Annotated in this window: 13 protein-coding genes; 3 read left to right on the top strand and 10 right to left on the bottom strand. The window is 64.2% G+C overall.

Features of this window, described 5'->3' with window-relative positions:
• Window positions 1-2: 2 nt before the first annotated feature.
• Window positions 3-740 (bottom strand): alpha/beta hydrolase, encoded by a 738-nt coding sequence (locus B4C31_RS06410; RefSeq protein ID WP_291531800.1) that lies wholly within the window; start codon window positions 738-740, stop codon window positions 3-5.
• Window positions 741-1201: 461 nt separating this feature from the next.
• On the opposite strand from B4C31_RS06410, the gene dcd reads away from it, so the two are divergent.
• Window positions 1202-1783 carry a dCTP deaminase gene (gene dcd / locus B4C31_RS06405; RefSeq protein ID WP_033507640.1) on the top strand — a complete coding sequence of 194 codons (582 nt, stop codon included), beginning with the start codon at window positions 1202-1204 and terminating at the stop codon, window positions 1781-1783.
• A 142-nt stretch (window positions 1784-1925) separates the two neighbouring features.
• On the opposite strand, the gene B4C31_RS06400 is transcribed toward dcd, so the two are convergent.
• Window positions 1926-4892: a cation-translocating P-type ATPase gene (locus B4C31_RS06400; RefSeq protein ID WP_291531799.1), complete on the bottom strand. Its 2967-nt coding sequence runs from the start codon at window positions 4890-4892 to the stop codon at window positions 1926-1928.
• A gap of 291 nt (window positions 4893-5183) precedes the next feature.
• Here B4C31_RS06400 and B4C31_RS06395 point away from each other — a divergent pair, with 291 nt between their 5' ends.
• Window positions 5184-6053 (top strand): formate/nitrite transporter family protein, encoded by an 870-nt coding sequence (locus B4C31_RS06395; protein WP_291531798.1) that lies wholly within the window; start codon window positions 5184-5186, stop codon window positions 6051-6053.
• Between the two features lie 23 nt (window positions 6054-6076).
• Window positions 6077-7066: a 23S rRNA (guanosine(2251)-2'-O)-methyltransferase RlmB gene (rlmB, locus tag B4C31_RS06390; protein ID WP_291531797.1), complete on the top strand. Its 990-nt coding sequence runs from the start codon at window positions 6077-6079 to the stop codon at window positions 7064-7066.
• A gap of 86 nt (window positions 7067-7152) precedes the next feature.
• Here the strand turns inward: rlmB and B4C31_RS06385 are convergent, their stop codons facing one another.
• From B4C31_RS06385 to B4C31_RS06350, 8 genes are all read right to left on the bottom strand, one after another.
• On the bottom strand, window positions 7153-8340 hold the full coding sequence (locus B4C31_RS06385) for a glycoside hydrolase family 1 protein (protein ID WP_291531796.1): 1188 nt from the start codon (window positions 8338-8340) through the stop codon (window positions 7153-7155).
• A 21-nt stretch (window positions 8341-8361) separates the two neighbouring features.
• Window positions 8362-9237 carry a carbohydrate ABC transporter permease gene (locus B4C31_RS06380; RefSeq protein WP_033507643.1) on the bottom strand — a complete coding sequence of 292 codons (876 nt, stop codon included), beginning with the start codon at window positions 9235-9237 and terminating at the stop codon, window positions 8362-8364.
• 13 nt (window positions 9238-9250) lie between these two features.
• Entirely contained in the window at window positions 9251-10171 is a 921-nt protein-coding gene (locus tag B4C31_RS06375) for a carbohydrate ABC transporter permease (protein ID WP_033508995.1), read from the bottom strand.
• A gap of 2 nt (window positions 10172-10173) precedes the next feature.
• Entirely contained in the window at window positions 10174-11454 is a 1281-nt protein-coding gene (locus B4C31_RS06370) for an extracellular solute-binding protein (protein WP_291531795.1), read from the bottom strand.
• A 201-nt stretch (window positions 11455-11655) separates the two neighbouring features.
• On the bottom strand, window positions 11656-12729 hold the full coding sequence (locus tag B4C31_RS06365) for a LacI family DNA-binding transcriptional regulator (protein ID WP_291531794.1): 1074 nt from the start codon (window positions 12727-12729) through the stop codon (window positions 11656-11658).
• 44 nt (window positions 12730-12773) lie between these two features.
• A complete protein-coding gene (locus B4C31_RS06360; protein WP_291531793.1) occupies window positions 12774-13922 on the bottom strand; it encodes an ATP-binding protein in 1149 nt (382 codons plus the stop codon).
• Between the two features lie 249 nt (window positions 13923-14171).
• The gene (locus B4C31_RS06355; RefSeq protein WP_291531792.1) at window positions 14172-15641 is read right to left on the bottom strand and encodes a DUF4032 domain-containing protein; all 1470 of its coding nucleotides are present in this window, start codon (window positions 15639-15641) and stop codon (window positions 14172-14174) included.
• A gap of 191 nt (window positions 15642-15832) precedes the next feature.
• Window positions 15833-16719 (bottom strand): ABC transporter ATP-binding protein (locus B4C31_RS06350; protein ID WP_291531791.1); only part of this gene is annotated, 887 nt, incomplete at its 5' end.

Raw genomic sequence — 16719 nt, 5'->3', positions numbered from 1 at the left:
CCTCACATCATGCCGGAGGCGATGTCGTGCATGACCAGCCACTGGCGGATGTCGGCCAGCTCCTCCAGGTTCACGGCATGGTCCAGGCCCCGGTAGCGCTCGGACGTCAGCCACGTATGCTCCTCCAGCCAGGCCTCCGTGGCGTGCAGCTCGCTGCGGGGAATGACCCCGTCGCGGTCGCCGTACCCGTAGAACATCGGAGTCTCCCGTTCGGGCAGGCGATCGTCCGCCGGCGCGGTACCGGCCACAACGCCAGGTGCAAGGAATCCGGACAGGCTGATCGCGGCGCGGTAGCGTTCCGGATGCACGCGCAACAGGTGGATCGCCAACGCACCGCCCTGCGAGAAGCCGAGCGGCACCACATCGCGATCGTCGGCAACGTTCACCGCCACCCACGCATCGATTGCGGTCGCCGCCGCGTATGCGTCGTAGTCGAGGTCTTCACCGGACGGCACGCCGTCATGGAACCACGAGTATGCCCCCGGGCCGAACCCGGGCACCTGCAGCGGCGCCCGCAGCGACGCGAAGTCGTTGTACGGGGCGATATGCCGCATCAGGTCGGCTAGGTCCTCCTCGTTGGAGCCCCAACCGTGCAGACATAGGAACATCGGACGTCGGGGTGCCGCGTTGCCTCCGCCGCGGGACCACACCACGTCGGTCACCGTCAACGGCTCGCCGAACCGACCCGGCACTACGGTGGATTCACGTCCGATCAAAGGCTGCTGCTCATGCTCGCTCATACCCACACTATATCCCGCCCTCGTTTCAGCCACCCCCTCCGGGCTCGGTTACGGGCACAGTTACGGATGGTCGGAACAAGAAAGAACCCCGGTGGGGTTGACCACCGGGGCGAGAAAGGAGAGAGAAGAAGAAAGGGTTCAATTGTCGGGAACTGCTGCGGCTCCTGGCCAGCTGTTGTGCTGACAGTTATTATGTAACCACCCGATGCTGGGCGCATGTCTGAGGTTTTCTGATAAGTTCCTGAGAATTCTGGACGTCAGATGAACGTCGCCGGACAAAGGCATGACGAACCTCGCTGTAACACAGGTCATCTGTCCCAAGGGCGGTGCCCGTCACGATGCCATCTCGTCCATCTAGGCGGTGTTTGCGTCTGCGGGACGCTAGACTGGTGAGCAGAGAACACGTTACATTGCCCGACCGCGCGACCGGATGGATGCGCGGCAATGCAAAGGAGACCCCGATGCTGCTGTCCGATCGCGACATTCTGGCCGCCCAGGCCGATGGCCATATCTCGCTGGACCCGTGGACGCCTGAGATGGTCCAGCCCGCGTCGATCGATGTACGGCTCGATCGCTTCTTCCGTCTGTTCAACAACCACGCCTACACCTACGTGGATCCGGCGGAGAATCAGGGGGCGCTGACCGAGCAGTTCGAAGTGGCTTCGGATGAACCGTGGATCCTGCACCCCGGCGAATTCGCGCTGGGCTCCACCTGGGAGTACGTCAAGCTGGACAACACGATCGCCGCCCGTCTGGAAGGCAAGAGCTCGCTGGGGCGTCTGGGCATCCTGACGCATTCGACGGCCGGGTTCATCGACCCGGGCTTTGAGGGGCACATCACGCTGGAGCTCTCGAACGTGAGCACGTTGCCGGTGAAGCTGTGGCCGGGTATGAAGATTGGCCAGATGTGCTTCTTCCAGCTGTCCTCGCCGGCCGAGCACCCGTACGGCTCCAAGGAGACCGGCTCGCACTACCAGGGCCAGCGCGGCCCGACCCCGAGCCGTTCCTACGTGAACTTCTACAAGGCCGACATCACCGACTGAGCATGGCACCGGCGCTGTTGCACTGCAACGAATAGGCCAGTTAGCTACCATATGGCAAGGCGCCCGCCCCAATCAACGGGGCGGGCACCTTAGCGTTTCGGATCAGGCCATCAGGCCGTCAGGCCTGGGCGGAGAGCCGGGCTCAGTGGCTCAGCTCCTTGCCACGCGCCTTGTCGATGGCGCGCATGATGGCCTTGTAGATCTCGGACGCGATCAGCACGAACGCGGCCAGGCAGATGCACTCGACCCAGGCCAGCGGGCTCAGCGGCGTGGTGCCGAACGGGCCGTTGAGGAACGGCACGTAAATCACCAGCAGCTGCAACACGACGGACAGGGCGATCGCACCCCACAGCCACTTGTTCGAGAACAGGCCGACGAACGCGGACTGGCGCGACGAACGCGAGGCAATCGCGTTGAACAGCTGGGCGAACACGAGGATCGTGAAGCCCATCGTGCGGGCCTCGGTCAGCTGGGCCTCGTGGCCGAGCGCGTCCACGGAGCGGTCGGTGAACAGGCCGCCGGCCAGGTGCATGTCCATGCCGATCAACGTGACGGCGGCCATAATGATGCCGATGAACGCGATGTCAATCCACATATCGCGGTCGATCACGTGGTCGGTGAGCTTGCGCGGCTTGCGGTTCATGACGTCCTCGGTCTGCGGGTCGACGCCCATGGCCAGGGCCGGGGCGGCGTCGGTCAGCAGGTTGATCCACAGCAGCTGCGTGGCGAGCAGCGGCAGGGTCACGCCGGTGGACTCGGGCTGGGTGATGCCCAGCACGCCGGCCAGCATGACGCCGCCGAACACGGTGAACACCTCACCGACGTTGGAGCTCAGCAGGTAGCGCAGGAACTTGCGGATGTTGTCGAAGATGCCGCGGCCTTCGCGCACGGCGGCCACGATGGTGGAGAAGTTGTCGTCCGCCAGGATCATCTTGGCGGATTCCTTCGTGACTTCGGTGCCGGTGATGCCCATGGCCACGCCGATGTCGGCGGTCTTGACGGCCGGGGCGTCGTTGACGCCGTCGCCGGTCATGGCGGCGATGTTGCCCTGACGCTGCAGCGAGGACACAATCTTGAGCTTGTGCTCCGGGGCCACACGGGCGTAGACGGAGACCTCGGAGGTGGCCTTGTCGAACTCCTCGTCGGTGGTCAGCGCGTCCAGCTGGTCGCCGGTCAGCGCCTTGCCGTCCTTGGCGATAATGCCGAGGTCGGAGGCGATGCGGGCGGCGGTCAGCGGGTGGTCGCCAGTGATCATGACGGTGCGGATGCCGGCGCGGCGGGCCTCGGCCACGGAGTCGCGCACCTCGGTGCGCGGCGGGTCGATGATGCCGACCATGCCGGTCCAGATCAGGTCGTTCTCGATGACGTCGCTCTGTTCGGCGATGTCGGAGACCTCGCCGGCGGCGTTGGCGCGGATGCCCGGCACCGCGGCCAGCGACGCGGTCTCAAGCGGGCGGTAGGCCTCGCCGAGGGTACGGTAGGCCTCGCCGGACAGGCGCTCGACGTCGGCCAGGATGTCCTGACGGTCGCCGTCGGTGAGCGGGCGGACCTGGTTGCCGACCGCAATGCGCGTGCAGAAGCTCAGCAGCACGTCCGGGGCGCCCTTGGCGAACACGGTCAGGTTGCCGCCCTCGGTGTTGTCCTTGGCGATGATCGACATGCGCTTGCGCTCGGAGGTGAACGGCACCTCCGCCACGCGGGTGAAGCGCTCGGTGGCCTTGTCGGCCTTGGTCTTGCGGGCCGCGACGATCAGCGACACCTCGGTCGGGTCGCCGACGATCTCCCACTTGCCGTTGTTCTCGCGCAGGTCGCCGTCGTTCGCGAGCGTGCCGGCGACAAGCGTCGACAGCACCTCGGCGCGCACGGCCTCGCTGACGTCGGAACCGTCCACGCCGACCATCTGACCGACCGGCGCGTAGCCGGTGCCGGTGATCGAGACCTCGCCGGACGGGGTGACGACGCGCTCGACGGTCATCTCGTTACGGGTCAGCGTACCGGTCTTGTCGGAGCAGATCACGGAGGCGGAGCCCAGCGTCTCCACGGAGCTGAGCTTCTTGACGATGGCGTGGTGCTTGGCCATGCGCTGCACGCCGAGCGCGAGCACGACGGTCATGATGGCGGCCAGGCCCTCGGGCACGGCGGCCACGGCCAGCGAGACGGCCAGCAGCAGCGAGTCGATGACGTCCTCGATGCCGGTGAAGCCTTCGGTGATGAACAGGGCCACGATCACCAGCGCGGCGATAATGCACACGGCGATACCGAGGATCTTCGAGACGTGCGCGAGCTCCTTCTGCAGCGGGGTGGCCTCATCCTCGGTCTGGGAGAGCATGTCGGCGATCTTGCCGACCTGCGTGTTCATGCCGGTGCCGGTCACGACGGCACGGCCGGTGCCCTGGGTCACGGACGTGCCGTTGAACACCATGTTGGCGCGGTCGCCGAGGGCCTTGGCGCTTTCCAGCGTCTCCGGCTTCTTGCCGACCGGCACGGATTCGCCGGTCAGGCTCGCCTCGGCGATGCGCAGCGAGGCGGCGGTCAGCAGTCGGCCGTCGGCGGAGACGGTGTCGCCCTCGCCGAGCACGACGATATCGCCGGGGACGACCTCGGAGGTGTTCACGCGCACGACCTGACCGTCACGCAGCACGGAGGTCTGCGGGGCGGTCATCTGGGCGAGCGCGGCCACGGCCTGTTCGGCGCGGGCCTCCTGAATATAGCCGAGCACGGCGTTGACGATCAGGATCAGCACGATCACGATCGAATCGAACGGCAGCGGTTCGCCGCCTTCGGATCCGGGGGCCGCGTTCATGCGCTCGACGAACCACGCGATCGTGGAGATCACGGTGGCGGCCAGCAGCAGGTAGACCAGCGGGTCCTCGAACTGGGCCAGGAACTTCTTCCACTTCGGCACCGGCGGCGCGCTGGCCAGCTCGTTCGGGCCGAACTTCTCAAGACGGCGCTTGGCTTCGTCGGAGCTCAGGCCGGTGGCCGGGTCGACGTTCAGCGCCTTGGCTACATCATTGGCATCGGTCAGCGACGGGTCAACGTCATGCAGCAGGGCCTCCTGCGCCTTCGTCGCCTCCGACACATCGGTTTGATCATTGCGATCAACCATGGTTGTTGTTCTCCTCAATAGGCCGCGGAGTATTCAGTCCTCCCGGCGCGGGCGGCGTGCGCACACGGCCGAGTCACGACTGCGCGGATATGGGCGCCGGGGCTTTTGCCGCCGACGCATACCCAGCTATTATAAGCAAACCCTCTACCCGGCGCGAGCCACGGAAACCGGTCATATCAGCGGTTTCTGCCCCGTTCCGGTCACGGCCCGCGCACCCCGACGCCCGCCACTGCGAGATAGCTCACACCCGTACGCGGGGCGGATGCGGCCGCGGCGTGCCACACTGGAATCATGAACGTACAACCCCCATCGCCCACCACATCCTCCGCCCGGCCCGTGGACCCGCTGTTCCCCGGGCGCACCTTCGTGAGCACCGTGCTCGACGCGCTGGACAGCAAGAAGACGATGACCGGCGAGCTGACGGGCAAGTACCTGCAGCGAGCCATCATGGCCGGCCTGTTCGTGGGCATCTTCTTCACAACATACTTCGCGATCGTCGCGGCGTTCTCGACGGCCGGAGCCCCAGCCTGGGCGCCGACGGTGGGCCGCGTACTCGGCGCGGTCACCTTCGGGTGGGCGCTGGTGCTCATCTTCTACACGAACTCGGAACTGCTCACCTCGAACATGATGATCGTGTCGATCGGCGCCTACCATCACCGCATCGGGTGGGCGCGGTCCCTGCGGATTCTGGCGCTGTGCTTCGCAGGCAATCTGATCGGCGGGCTGGTCGTGGCGGCGCTGCTGCGTTGCTCGACCGTGACCGACGGCATGGTGCTCGAACAGATGGTCGCCGCCGTACAGCTGAAGACCGGATACCTCCAGGCCGGGGCGGCCGGCGTGGCCGATCTGTTCGTACGGGCGATCCTGTGCAACTTCTGCATCAACGTCGGCATGCTGATGGTCTACAACGGCAAGCTCACCAACGACTTCACCAAATGCGTGATCATGGTGACGGTGGTCTTCGTATTCGCGTTCCTCGGATTCGAACATTCGGTGGCCGACTCGGTGCTGTTCCTCATCGCGGGGTTGCACGGCGTGGGCGATCCGCTGCTTGAGGTCGCGGCGGTCGGCGTGATCCTGCTGGGCAACTTCGTGGGCGGCGGCGTGCTGATTGGCCTGAACTTCGCCGTCATGAACGCCGAACCGCACCGCGCAGGTTGAGGGGTGCTGGGAGAATGGTGCGCATGGCTATGAAGAAAGGACCGACCAAGGGGTCGGGCGGTAAGCACCGCAACAAGCTGAAGGGCAAGGGCCCCACGCCCAAGGCCGAGGATCGCGTCTACCACAAGGCATACCGGGCCAAGAAGGCGGCCGATCGCCGCAAGATGGCCGATCCGCGTCTGGCGGCCCGCCGCCGCGCGGCCAAGTTCACCTCCGATTCAGACGATCTGGTCATCGGCCGCAACGCCGTGCTGGAGGCGCTGCGCGTGGGCGTGCCCTCGTCCACACTGTACGTGGCCACGCGCATCGAACATGACGACCGCACGCGCGACATCGTGCGCCTGGCCGGCCAGCAGGGGCTTCATCTGCTGGAGGCGGACCGTCTGGAGATGGACCGCATCGCCCGTTCGAGCAACCACCAGGGCGTGGTGCTCAAGGTGCAGCCGTTCGAGTACTCCTCGCTGCATGATCTGGTGGAGGCCGCCGACAGGAAGGCCAAGGCCATGGAGGCCGTGAACTCCGCCGCCACACGCATGGCCGCACGCCCGCTGTTCATCGCGCTCGACGGCGTGACCGATCCGCAGAACCTCGGCGCCGTGATCCGTTCGGCCGCCGCGTTCGGCGCGAACGGCGTGATCCTGCCCGAGCGCCGTTCCGCTTCGGTGACGGCCGCCGCGTGGAAGGTCTCGGCCGGCGCCGCCGCGCATATGCCGGTGGCCCGCGTGGTGAACCTGACCAAGGCCATCGAGAGCATGAAGGAGCGCGGCTACTACGCCGTGGCGCTGGATGGCGGCGGCGACGCGCTGGTCGGCGAGACCGGTTTCGAGACCGACCCGCTGATTGTGGTTTTGGGCTCGGAGGGCAAGGGCGTGAGCCGTCTGGTCCGCGAGGCCTGCGATGCCGTGGCCGGCATCCCGATCTCCGACATGGTCGAGTCGCTCAACGCCTCCGTGGCCGCGGGCATCAGCCTGTACGCGGTCGCCCGCGCCCGCCGCGAGGCCGCCGCGAACTGACGGTCGCGATACGACGGTCGCAAATATGAAAACGGGGAGGGCCCGCGATGGTCGGCCCTCCCCGGGATATCCCGCACGCGATACCGCTAGCGTGAGGGATGACTCAGCACGCCGGAGCGCGAGACGTTGCCCAGCCACTCCAGCGAGGGACGGGGGTGACGTTCGAATGTGTCCTTGTCCCAGCCGATGAGGCCGAAGGTGGGACGGAACGATCCCCACTCGTAGTTGTCCAGCAGCGACCAGTGCAGGTAGCCGCGCACGTCGATGCCGTCGTCCATCGCGTCGTGCAGGCAGGCGAGCGCATCGTAGGTGTAGTCGATGCGCCGCGCGTCATTCGCGGTGGCGATGCCGTTCTCGGTCACGAAGATCGGCGTATGCCCGCCGACCTCCCATGTGTGCCGCACGGCGATGCCCAGCGCCGGCGGGAAGTACTCCCATCCGGTCAGCGTGCGTTCGGCGTTCGGGTCGGTCGGCACCGGGCCGTCCTTGCCGATGAAGGTGCGCAGGTAGGCCTGTACGCCGATGAAGTCGTCGCCGGCGGCCGCTTCGGTGAAGTAGTCCTCACGCGGGTACTGGTACGCCTCCATCTCGGCCTCGCATCCGGGTACGGCGTGGAAGGCCTGGCAGGCGATCGTCCAGCCGGATTTGATGGATGGAACGGACGAGAGCACCTCGCGCGCGCTGCGGTGCGCGGCGACGAGATTCTCCGAGATCTCCGGATCCGGATAGGGCAGCGACGCGGCGATGAAGTCGGAGCCCTCCGTGCCGCCACGCGTCAATGCCACCATATTCGGTTCATTGAGCGTACACACCCAGGTCACGTCGTGCAGAATCGGCAGCACATATTCGATGTACCGCCGGAACCGCTCCACCGCGTCCGCCCGGCGCCATCCGCCCTGCTCGGCGAACCACAGCGGCAGCGTCATGTGGTACAGCGTCACCATCGGCTCCACACCGTACTGGCGGCAGGTGTCGATCATGCGGCGGTAGTGCAGCAGCTGCGCCTTGGAGAAGCAGCCGCATTCCGGTTCGATGCGCGCCCATTCGATGCTGAACCGGTACATCCGCAGCCCGGAGGCCGCCAACAGGCGGATGTCCTCCTCGAAGCGGTTGTAGCTGTCGCAGGCGTCGTTGGACGCTTCGCTCAGATCGGTGTTGGGTGAGTGCTCGCGCGCCCACCAGTCGCTGGACACGTTGTTCCCTTCGATCTGGTGTGCCGCGGTGGCGGCGCCCCAGATGAAATCGTTCGGGAACGTGTAGGAAAGTGCTGTCATAGAAACCTTGCCTTTCTTAGGTCACTTGATGCCCGTCATCGCCACGCCTTGGATGAAGTAGCGCTGCAGGAAGACGAACAGGAGCAGGATCGGGGTGATGATCAGCACCGCGCCGGCGAGCAGCACGCTGTAGTTCGTGGCGTTCTGGCCGGTGGAGTACAGCGAGAGCGCGACCGGCAGCGTGTACATATCGTCGGTCTGCGCGGCGACCAGCGGCCACAGGAAGTTGTTCCAGCTGGACAGGAACGTCAGGATGGCCAGCGTGGCCATCGCCGGACCGCACTGCGGCAGGATGATCTGGAAGAAGATGCGCAGTTCGCCCGCGCCGTCGATGCGTGCGGCCTCCATCAGCGCATCGGGGATGCCCGCGATGAACTGACGCATGAGGAACACGCCGATCGGCTGGGTCAGGAACGGCAGAATCAACGCCGCGTACGTGTTCGACAGCCCCATGTTGGAGACCACGACGAACAACGGCACGAACGTGGCGACGCTGGGCACCATCAGGGTGACCATCACCGCGCCGAACACGATGTTCTTGCCGGCGAACTTCATCTTGGCCAACGCGTAGCCGACCATCGAGCAGAACACGATGTTGCCCAGCACGGTGATGACGGCCACAATCAGGCTGTTGCTGAAGTAGGAGCCGAAGTTCAGCTCCTGGAACCATTTGGTGAAGTTCTCAAGCGTGGCGTGCTCGGGCAGCAGCTTGGGCGGGATGGCGAGGATCTCGCGCTGCGTCTTGACGGAGCCCAGGGCCATCCATACGAACGGGAAGATCCACACCACGCCGATCACTGCCAAAACGCAGTACACGGGGCCACGGGCCTTGAGGAACCTGTTCCACAGCGAGGGGCGGTTCTCCGGCACGTCGACGGGTTGCGTCATTGCGGTCATGTGCGTTCCCCTTTCACTCATCGGATCCGAGGATGCGGAACTGCAGCACGCTCACCACCGCGATGATGACGAACAGCACCCAGCTGGCGGCCGAGGCGATGCCGTAGCGTCCGAATCCGAACTGCTGGTAGACGTAGTAGGCGGCCGACAACGTCGAGTCGAGCGGCCCTCCCTGGGTCATGACGAACGATTCCTCGAAGAACTGCAGGTAGGCCACCGAGATGAGCACGGCGCCCAGCAGGATCGTGGGCTTCATCAGCGGCAGGGTGATGCTGGTGAACGTGCGCCACTTGCCGGCGCCGTCCACGGCCGCGGCCTCCTTGAGTTCGGTGGGGATGGCCTGCAGGCCGGCCAGAAAGATGATCATCAGGGTGCCCATGTTGCGCCAGATCGTCATGATCATCAGCGCCGGCAGGGCGAACCTGGTGTCGTGCAGCCAGTCAGGGCCGTCGATGCCGAAGACGGCCAGCAGCGAGTTCAGCAGGCCGTCGTCCTGCAGGATGTACCGCCAAACCACCGAGACCGCGACGACGCTGGCGACGACCGGCGCGTAGAACACGGCGCGGAAGAAGGCGTTGAGGTGTTTGAGTCCCTTGTTCAGGGCCACGGCGAACGCCATGGCGATGGCGATGGTGATCGGCAGGCCGACGATGACGAAGATCGCCGTAGTCAGCAACGCCTTGTGGAACCGGGGATCGGTGAGCAGCGTGACGTAGTTGTCGAACCCGACGATGTTCACGTTGAACGGCGTGCGCAGGTCCCGCGAGGTGATGTCGGTGAACGACATGCCCATCGAGGAGAGCAGCGGCACCAGCATGAACACGCCGAAGACCAGCACGAAGGGAAGGCAGAACCCCCAGGCGATTAGCGCCTGGCGGCGGCTGAGGGCGCCGTTGCAGCCGCCCTCAGCCCCACGACGAGCACGCTTGCCCATCGTCACTCACCGGTTCCGATCGACTCGGCTTCGGCCTGCAGGTTCTTCAACCCCTCATCGACCGTGAGCTGTCCCTTGTAGATCTGTTCCATGATGCGATCGCCCGCGGCGGACACCTGCGCCCAGGTCGGCACGGCCGGCGGGGCCTGCGTGCTCTTGAGCTGCTCGCCGTAGGCGGCCAGCTTCTCGTCGCCGGCGAGGACCTCGTCCTCCCAGGCCGACTGCGATGACGGCAGCACAGTGGCGGTCTTGTACCATTCGACCTGCGTCTCCGGCTGGGTCATCCACTGGATGAACTTCCAGCCGGCCTCCGGGTTGGCGGCCTCGTCCATCACCACGAAGTCGGCGCCGCCGACGAAGGAGGTGGAACTCACGCCCTTCGGGATGACTGCGGTGGCGTACGTATCGGGGTCGCCGCCCTGATCGGCGATCTGACTGATGGTGGTCGGGCCGCCGGTCATGATCGGGGTCTGGCCGTTGATGAACTGGGTGATGGATACACCCGGCGTGACGTCCAGGTTGGTGCCGATGATGCCGTTCTTGAAGAAGCCGTCGATGTACTCGGTGGCCTCGTGCATCTCCGGGGTGTCCAGGGTCCAGTTGCCTTCGTCGTCCATCAGCGAGACGCCGGACGAGAAGAACGCCCACAGGGTGCCCTGCCAGGAGTCGGCGCCGGACGGGGAGATGTACATGCCGTTCTCCACGCCGTCCACCTGCTTGACGTCCGCGGCCATCTGCCTGAGTTCGTCAAGTGTCTCCGGGGCGTGATCCCACCCGGCCTGCGCGGCGATGTCGGTGCGGTAGTACAGGACGTGGCTGTCCACGTACCACGGCACGCCCAGCTGCTCGCCGTCGACCTGGCCGGCCTCCAGCGGACCGGCCGAGAAGTCGCTCAGATCGAAGTTCTCAGACACCGGCGCGAAGGCATCGGCGAAGTCGGCCATCCAGGTGGTGCCCATCTGGATGACGTCCGGCACGGTGCCGGCGGCGATGGCGGTCTGGATCTTGTCATGCGCGGAGGCCCACGGGATGGCGGTCACGGTGATGTTGACGTCGGGGTTTTCCTCTTTGAACCCGTCGACGAAATCACCCAGCAGGTCGCCTTCGTTGCCCATCGCCCAGACCGTCAGGTCACCGGTGGCGGGTTCGGAATCGATGCTGGTGACGGCGCCCTCGGACGCGCCGGCGGGCTTGTCCTCGCTACGCCCGCACGCGCCCAATCCGAGCAGCAGCGATGTTCCGGCCACTGCGGCCACAGCGGTTTTCCACGGTGTATGTTTCATTGCTCCTCCTTGAACCATTCTCGTAATCTAACCGCGTAGATTACGATATAAATTTAATCGCGTAGATTTATGTTTGTCAAACCGCGTAGATTTTCGACACGCCGAATATCAGGACATCAGAAAATCAGGCATCACGCCCACCCTAGGACACATATCCCCGTGGATCGGACACTGCGACGCTTGTCCCCATACGACCGTCGGTCACGCGCAGCCGCAGCTGTTACCCAACACCAACTTCACCGGCATCCGGTGCACGCTTGGTTCGTCCCACGGCATGCCGTCACATTCGGCCAGCAGCTTCGCCGCCAGACGCCCCATCGCTCCCAACGGCTGACGTACCGTCGTCAACGTCACCGGCGCGAGCGCCGACGCCAGGATGCCGTCGAAACCAGTCACGATCACATCCTGCGGCACACGCACCCCCGCATCGCGCAGCAGGTCGATCACCGCCAACGCCGTCTGGTCGTTACCGCACACCAGGGCGCGCGGCAGTTGTTCGGCGTCGATGGCTTCGCACAGGTTGACCAGCCATTCCCGGGAGGACGAGGTCGAATCGTCCAGCAGCGGGCGGCCCATGGCGATGCCGCGCTCCGCCGCCCTCGACTGGAACATCTCGAACCGTTGATGCATGTCGTAGGTTGCCAGTTCGCCGATGAACGACATCTCGGTGACGCCGTGCACATCCACCAGGTGGTCGACCAGTGCCTCGATGCCGCCCTCGTTGTCGCAGATCACGTCGGCCGACGGCAACTCGCCATCGGTCTCGCCGATGCGCACCACCGGGATGCTTCGACACAACCGCGCCACCGGCAGGTCATCCGTGCCGCGGTTCGGGAACAGCGCCAAACCGTCCACCCGGCCGGCGATATCGGTGATCGAGCCATTGTCCCGCTTCGAGACCGCCGTGCCCAACAGCACGGTCTGGCCGCGATGCCAGCATTCCACCTCGAAACCACGTTGCACTTCGTCGGCATACAACGGGTACACCAGCACATCCGGACGCTCGAAGATGTCCTCGGTGGCGAAATCCTCCAGATCGCTGCCCTGCGGACGTTCGATCATCATGTCGAAGGAGTACAGACCCAGCGCACCGGTCTTGCCGCGGGCCAGACCACGGGCATTGGCCGAGGGGACGTAGTCGAGCTCGCGCGCGGCCTTGAGCACCCGTTCGCGGGTGGCGGGCTTGACCTTGTCCGGGCGGCGGAACGTGAACGACACCGTGGCGGTGGACACCCCCGCACGTTCCGCCACATCGTAGACCGTTGTCTTGCGCATACCCTCTACTTTAACCGCTTAACCAAGCATTCCCCGACATCATGTCACGCCGATTGCCCGATGTAATCAGCGGCGGTGGTCACAGCGAACCCGTTGGCCTGCAACCCCACGTCACCGCGGTACACAACCATGCGGCCATCAGCCGGAACGCCCAGCATATCGCCAACGTCCACAAGCGTTTTACCGTACCTGCCGTGATGGGTTTGCGAGGACTTGATCTCAATCGCGAGCCTATTGTTGGGGTCGGTAAAGTCCAAGAGATCAATCTCCCGCTTGCTGTCATCACGGTAGAAATACAGCTCCGGATTTTTCCCCCGGTTCAGATACCGCTTTGCTGTCTCAGAAACAATCAGATTCTCAAACACCGCGCCCAGCATAGGGTGCGACAGCAGTTGCGGTACCGTACGGATGCCAAGCAGATGGCACAGCAAACCCGTATCATAGAAATACAACTTCGGCGTTTTCGTCAGTCTTTTCCCCAGATTGCTATGCCATGGCTCCAAAGGGAAAACGATATAGCTGGATTCCAGAATCGACATCCACGACTTCACCGTCCGGAAACCGACGTCCGCATCCCTCGCAAGGTTGGAATAATTGATGAGATTCCCCGCATTGGATGCGCATAGTCTCAACACCGTCCGGAATGCAGCTGCATCGCGCACATCAAGGTACCCGGCAACATCACGCTCCACATACGTACTGATATAGGCCTCAAAAAAGATGTCGGCATCCATATCAACGTCATATAGACGTGGATAGCCACCGCGAATCATAAGCTCGTCCACGCCGGAGGAGATCCCACCGCCAAGCAGTTCCGCGTATGACAACGGCAATAGTTTCAGCAACCCCACACGGCCGGCCAATGACTGCGTGATGCTCTTCAACAGCAAGAAGTTCTGCGAGCCCGACAGGATATATTGCCCCGGAGTCCCGTTCTCATCAGACACCACCTGAATCATCGAGAACAAATCGGGAACATACTGCGCCTCATCAACGACCAGATGCGGCGCCCGATTCCTGATGAACCCCACCGGGTCCTCGGCGGCGACAGCCCTCAGGTTGGGATCTTCCAGATTGACGTACTCATAGTCCGGAAACACCTCACGCACCAGTGTCGATTTGCCGCTCTGCCGAGGGCCGGTGACCGACACCACAGGGAACCAACCGGCCATTCGCGACGCTAACTGCGCCATCGCCCGAGGAATGATCATTTTTCCTCCAAGAAGCAAACTCCCATAATCCTGCTATAGAGTTTACCATAATTCTGCTGTAGAAATTACCATAATTATGCAGTAGAGATTACCATGATTCTGCTGTAGACAACGCCACGATTCTGTCATGCGAGCGGGGCACGACGCCGGAGTCATGGCGGGCGCATACGGCAGGGGCCGCGACGCCTGGATGCGTCGCGGCCCCGTCAACCGGTTCCGGTTTGCAAACGTTCAGTGGCTCCAGACGGCGGCGTCGGGGTCGTCGTCGGGGTTGTAATCGTCGTCATCGTCAGCCCGCAGGTGCACGGGACGACCGTCGGCGTCGAATACACCATTGCCGTACGTGTTGGTGTCGAATGTGCGCTCGTCGTCAATCACGCCGGAATCAGCCTCAGAGTTGATGGCGGCCATCACCGAGGCATCCAGCTTGTACTTCGGCAACACACTGGCGATGTAGCTCTCCACGGCCTCGACCATCGGCACGTCGTGCCCGGCCTGCTCGGCCAGGAACCAGCGGTGGGTCAGCACCTCGTGGAAGAACTGCGCCGGCTCGATCTGGGAGCGGTATTCGGCCGGGATCATGCGCACGGTGGGTTCGAACACCTCGCGCATCCAGTCGGTGGCCACGATTTCCAGATCCTCGCCCTGACGCCAGGTGGAGGCGCGGTAGGCGTCCAGGTCGTTGAGCAATCGCTTGGCCTGGTTCTCCTGCACATCCAGACCGGTCAGACGCAGCAGCTTGCGCGAGGCATAGCCGGCATCCACCACACGCGGACGCACCAGCACGCGGTTGCCGTCCGGCGTGGTGTTCATCTCCAGTTCGTCCACGTCAAAGCCCAGTTCGTTGAGCCTATTGACGCGCTTCTCAATCTTCCACATCTCATCGGGGCTGAAGCTGTCCACATCGGTCAGGGCGCTCCACAGCGAATGGTAGCGCTCCACCAGACGGTTGCCGACCTCCACTTCGTCGACCTCGCTGGGCAGCAGCGCGCCGGAACTCAAATCCATCAATTCGCCGATGATATTCGTGCGGGCCAGGTCGATATCGTATTCGCGCTGGCCTTCAGACAGGCTGACGTGCAGATCGCCGGTCTCGGCGTCCACCAGGAACGCGGAGAACGCGTCGGCGTCGCGCAGGAACAGGACGTTCGACAGCGAGACATCGCCCCAGTAGAAACCGGCGAGGTGCAGACGCACCATCAGCACGGCCAAGGCGTCGATCAGCCGTTCGGCCGTGTCCGGGCGCAGGTTGCGGGCGAACAGGGCGCGGTACGGCAGCGAGAACTTCAGATGCCGGGTGACCAGAATCGCCTCCAGCGGCTCGCCTTCACGGGTATGACGGCCCGTCACCACGGCGATCGGCTCGACGGTGGGCAGTTCGAGCTTCTCCAGACGGCGCAGCAGCTCGTACTCGCGCTCGGCGACGTTGCGGGTGATCTCCTTCATGGCGTACACGGAATCGCCGACGTGCACGAAGCGCACGACGTGACGGGAGATGCCTCGCGGCAGATTGGCGAGCAGCTCGTCCGGCCAGGTAGCCAGCGGCTTCTCCCACGGCAGAGTGAACATCTTCGGGTTCGAGCTCGCGGCGGTGATTTTCAGCGCCTGCGGCTCCGCCGTTGCCGGGGCGGTCGGGTCGGCCTTCACCGACGTGGCCTTGAGCACACGCGGATCCATCTGCGGCAGATCAGTCAATTCCATAGCCTCTAATGTAACCGGCACGGAGGCCAAATCGCCGACCACGGCTGGGCGGGCGGCAGCTCCCATGCAAAACGCACACATCGCAAAAGAAAAGGCCCCGCAGCCATGCGGAGCCTTTTCCCACGAGGCCAAAGAGAGGAAGAGAATGCCTCGTGTAATGGTTGACCGGGCTTATGCAGCCCTGCCAAGCATTAGTTCAGACGCAGCTCGGTCGACGGAGCGAACAGGTGCATCTTGGTCGGGTCGATCTTGATCTTGACGGTGTCGCCGATCTTCGGCAGCGCACGCGGGTTCACGCGAACCGTGGTGAGCTTGTTCTGATCGGACATCATCGTCGAAGCCTCGGCGGCGGATCCATCGGTGATGATATTGCCGTAGATGTAGCCGTCGGAGCCCAGATCCTCGACGTTGACAACCTTCAGCGAGAAGGCGTTGGGATCATCAGCAACGGCGAGATCGGCGTCTTCCGGACGGAAGCCGACGATGATCTGACCATTGTCCTCGGCGGTCAGCTTGGCAACAGCCTCGCGCGGCAGATCGATGGTATCCTCACCGATCTTGGCCTGACCGTTGATCACCGGGTGGGTGTTGATGTTCATCGACGGGGAGCCGATGAAGCCGGCCACGAAGACGTTCGCCGGGCGATCGTACAGCTCGGTCGGAGCGCCGACCTGCTGCAGGATGCCGAGCTTGATGACGGCGATGCGGTCGCCCATCGTCAGAGCCTCGGTCTGATCGTGGGTCACGTACAGGGTGGTGACACCCAGCTGACGCTGCAGGGCGGCGATCTGAGTACGGGTCTGCACACGGAGCTTGGCGTCGAGGTTCGACAGCGGCTCATCCATGAGGAAGACCTTCGGCTCACGCACGATGGCGCGGCCCATGGCCACACGCTGACGCTGACCACCGGACAGAGCCTTCGGCTTACGATCGAGGTACTCGGTCAGGTCGAGGATCTCGGCGGCCTTCTCGACGCGCTTGCGAATCTCGTCCTTCGGGGTGCCGGCGATCTTCAGAGCGAAGCCCATGTTGTCGGCGACGGTCATGTGCGGGTACAGAGCGTAGTTCTGGAACACCA

The organism is Bifidobacterium sp. UBA4282 (genome assembly GCF_002394995.1).
Lineage (GTDB): Bacteria > Actinomycetota > Actinomycetes > Actinomycetales > Bifidobacteriaceae > Bifidobacterium > Bifidobacterium pullorum_B.
Note: the sequence above shows the minus strand (reverse complement) of the source record. Positions and strands in the feature narration are given on the sequence as shown.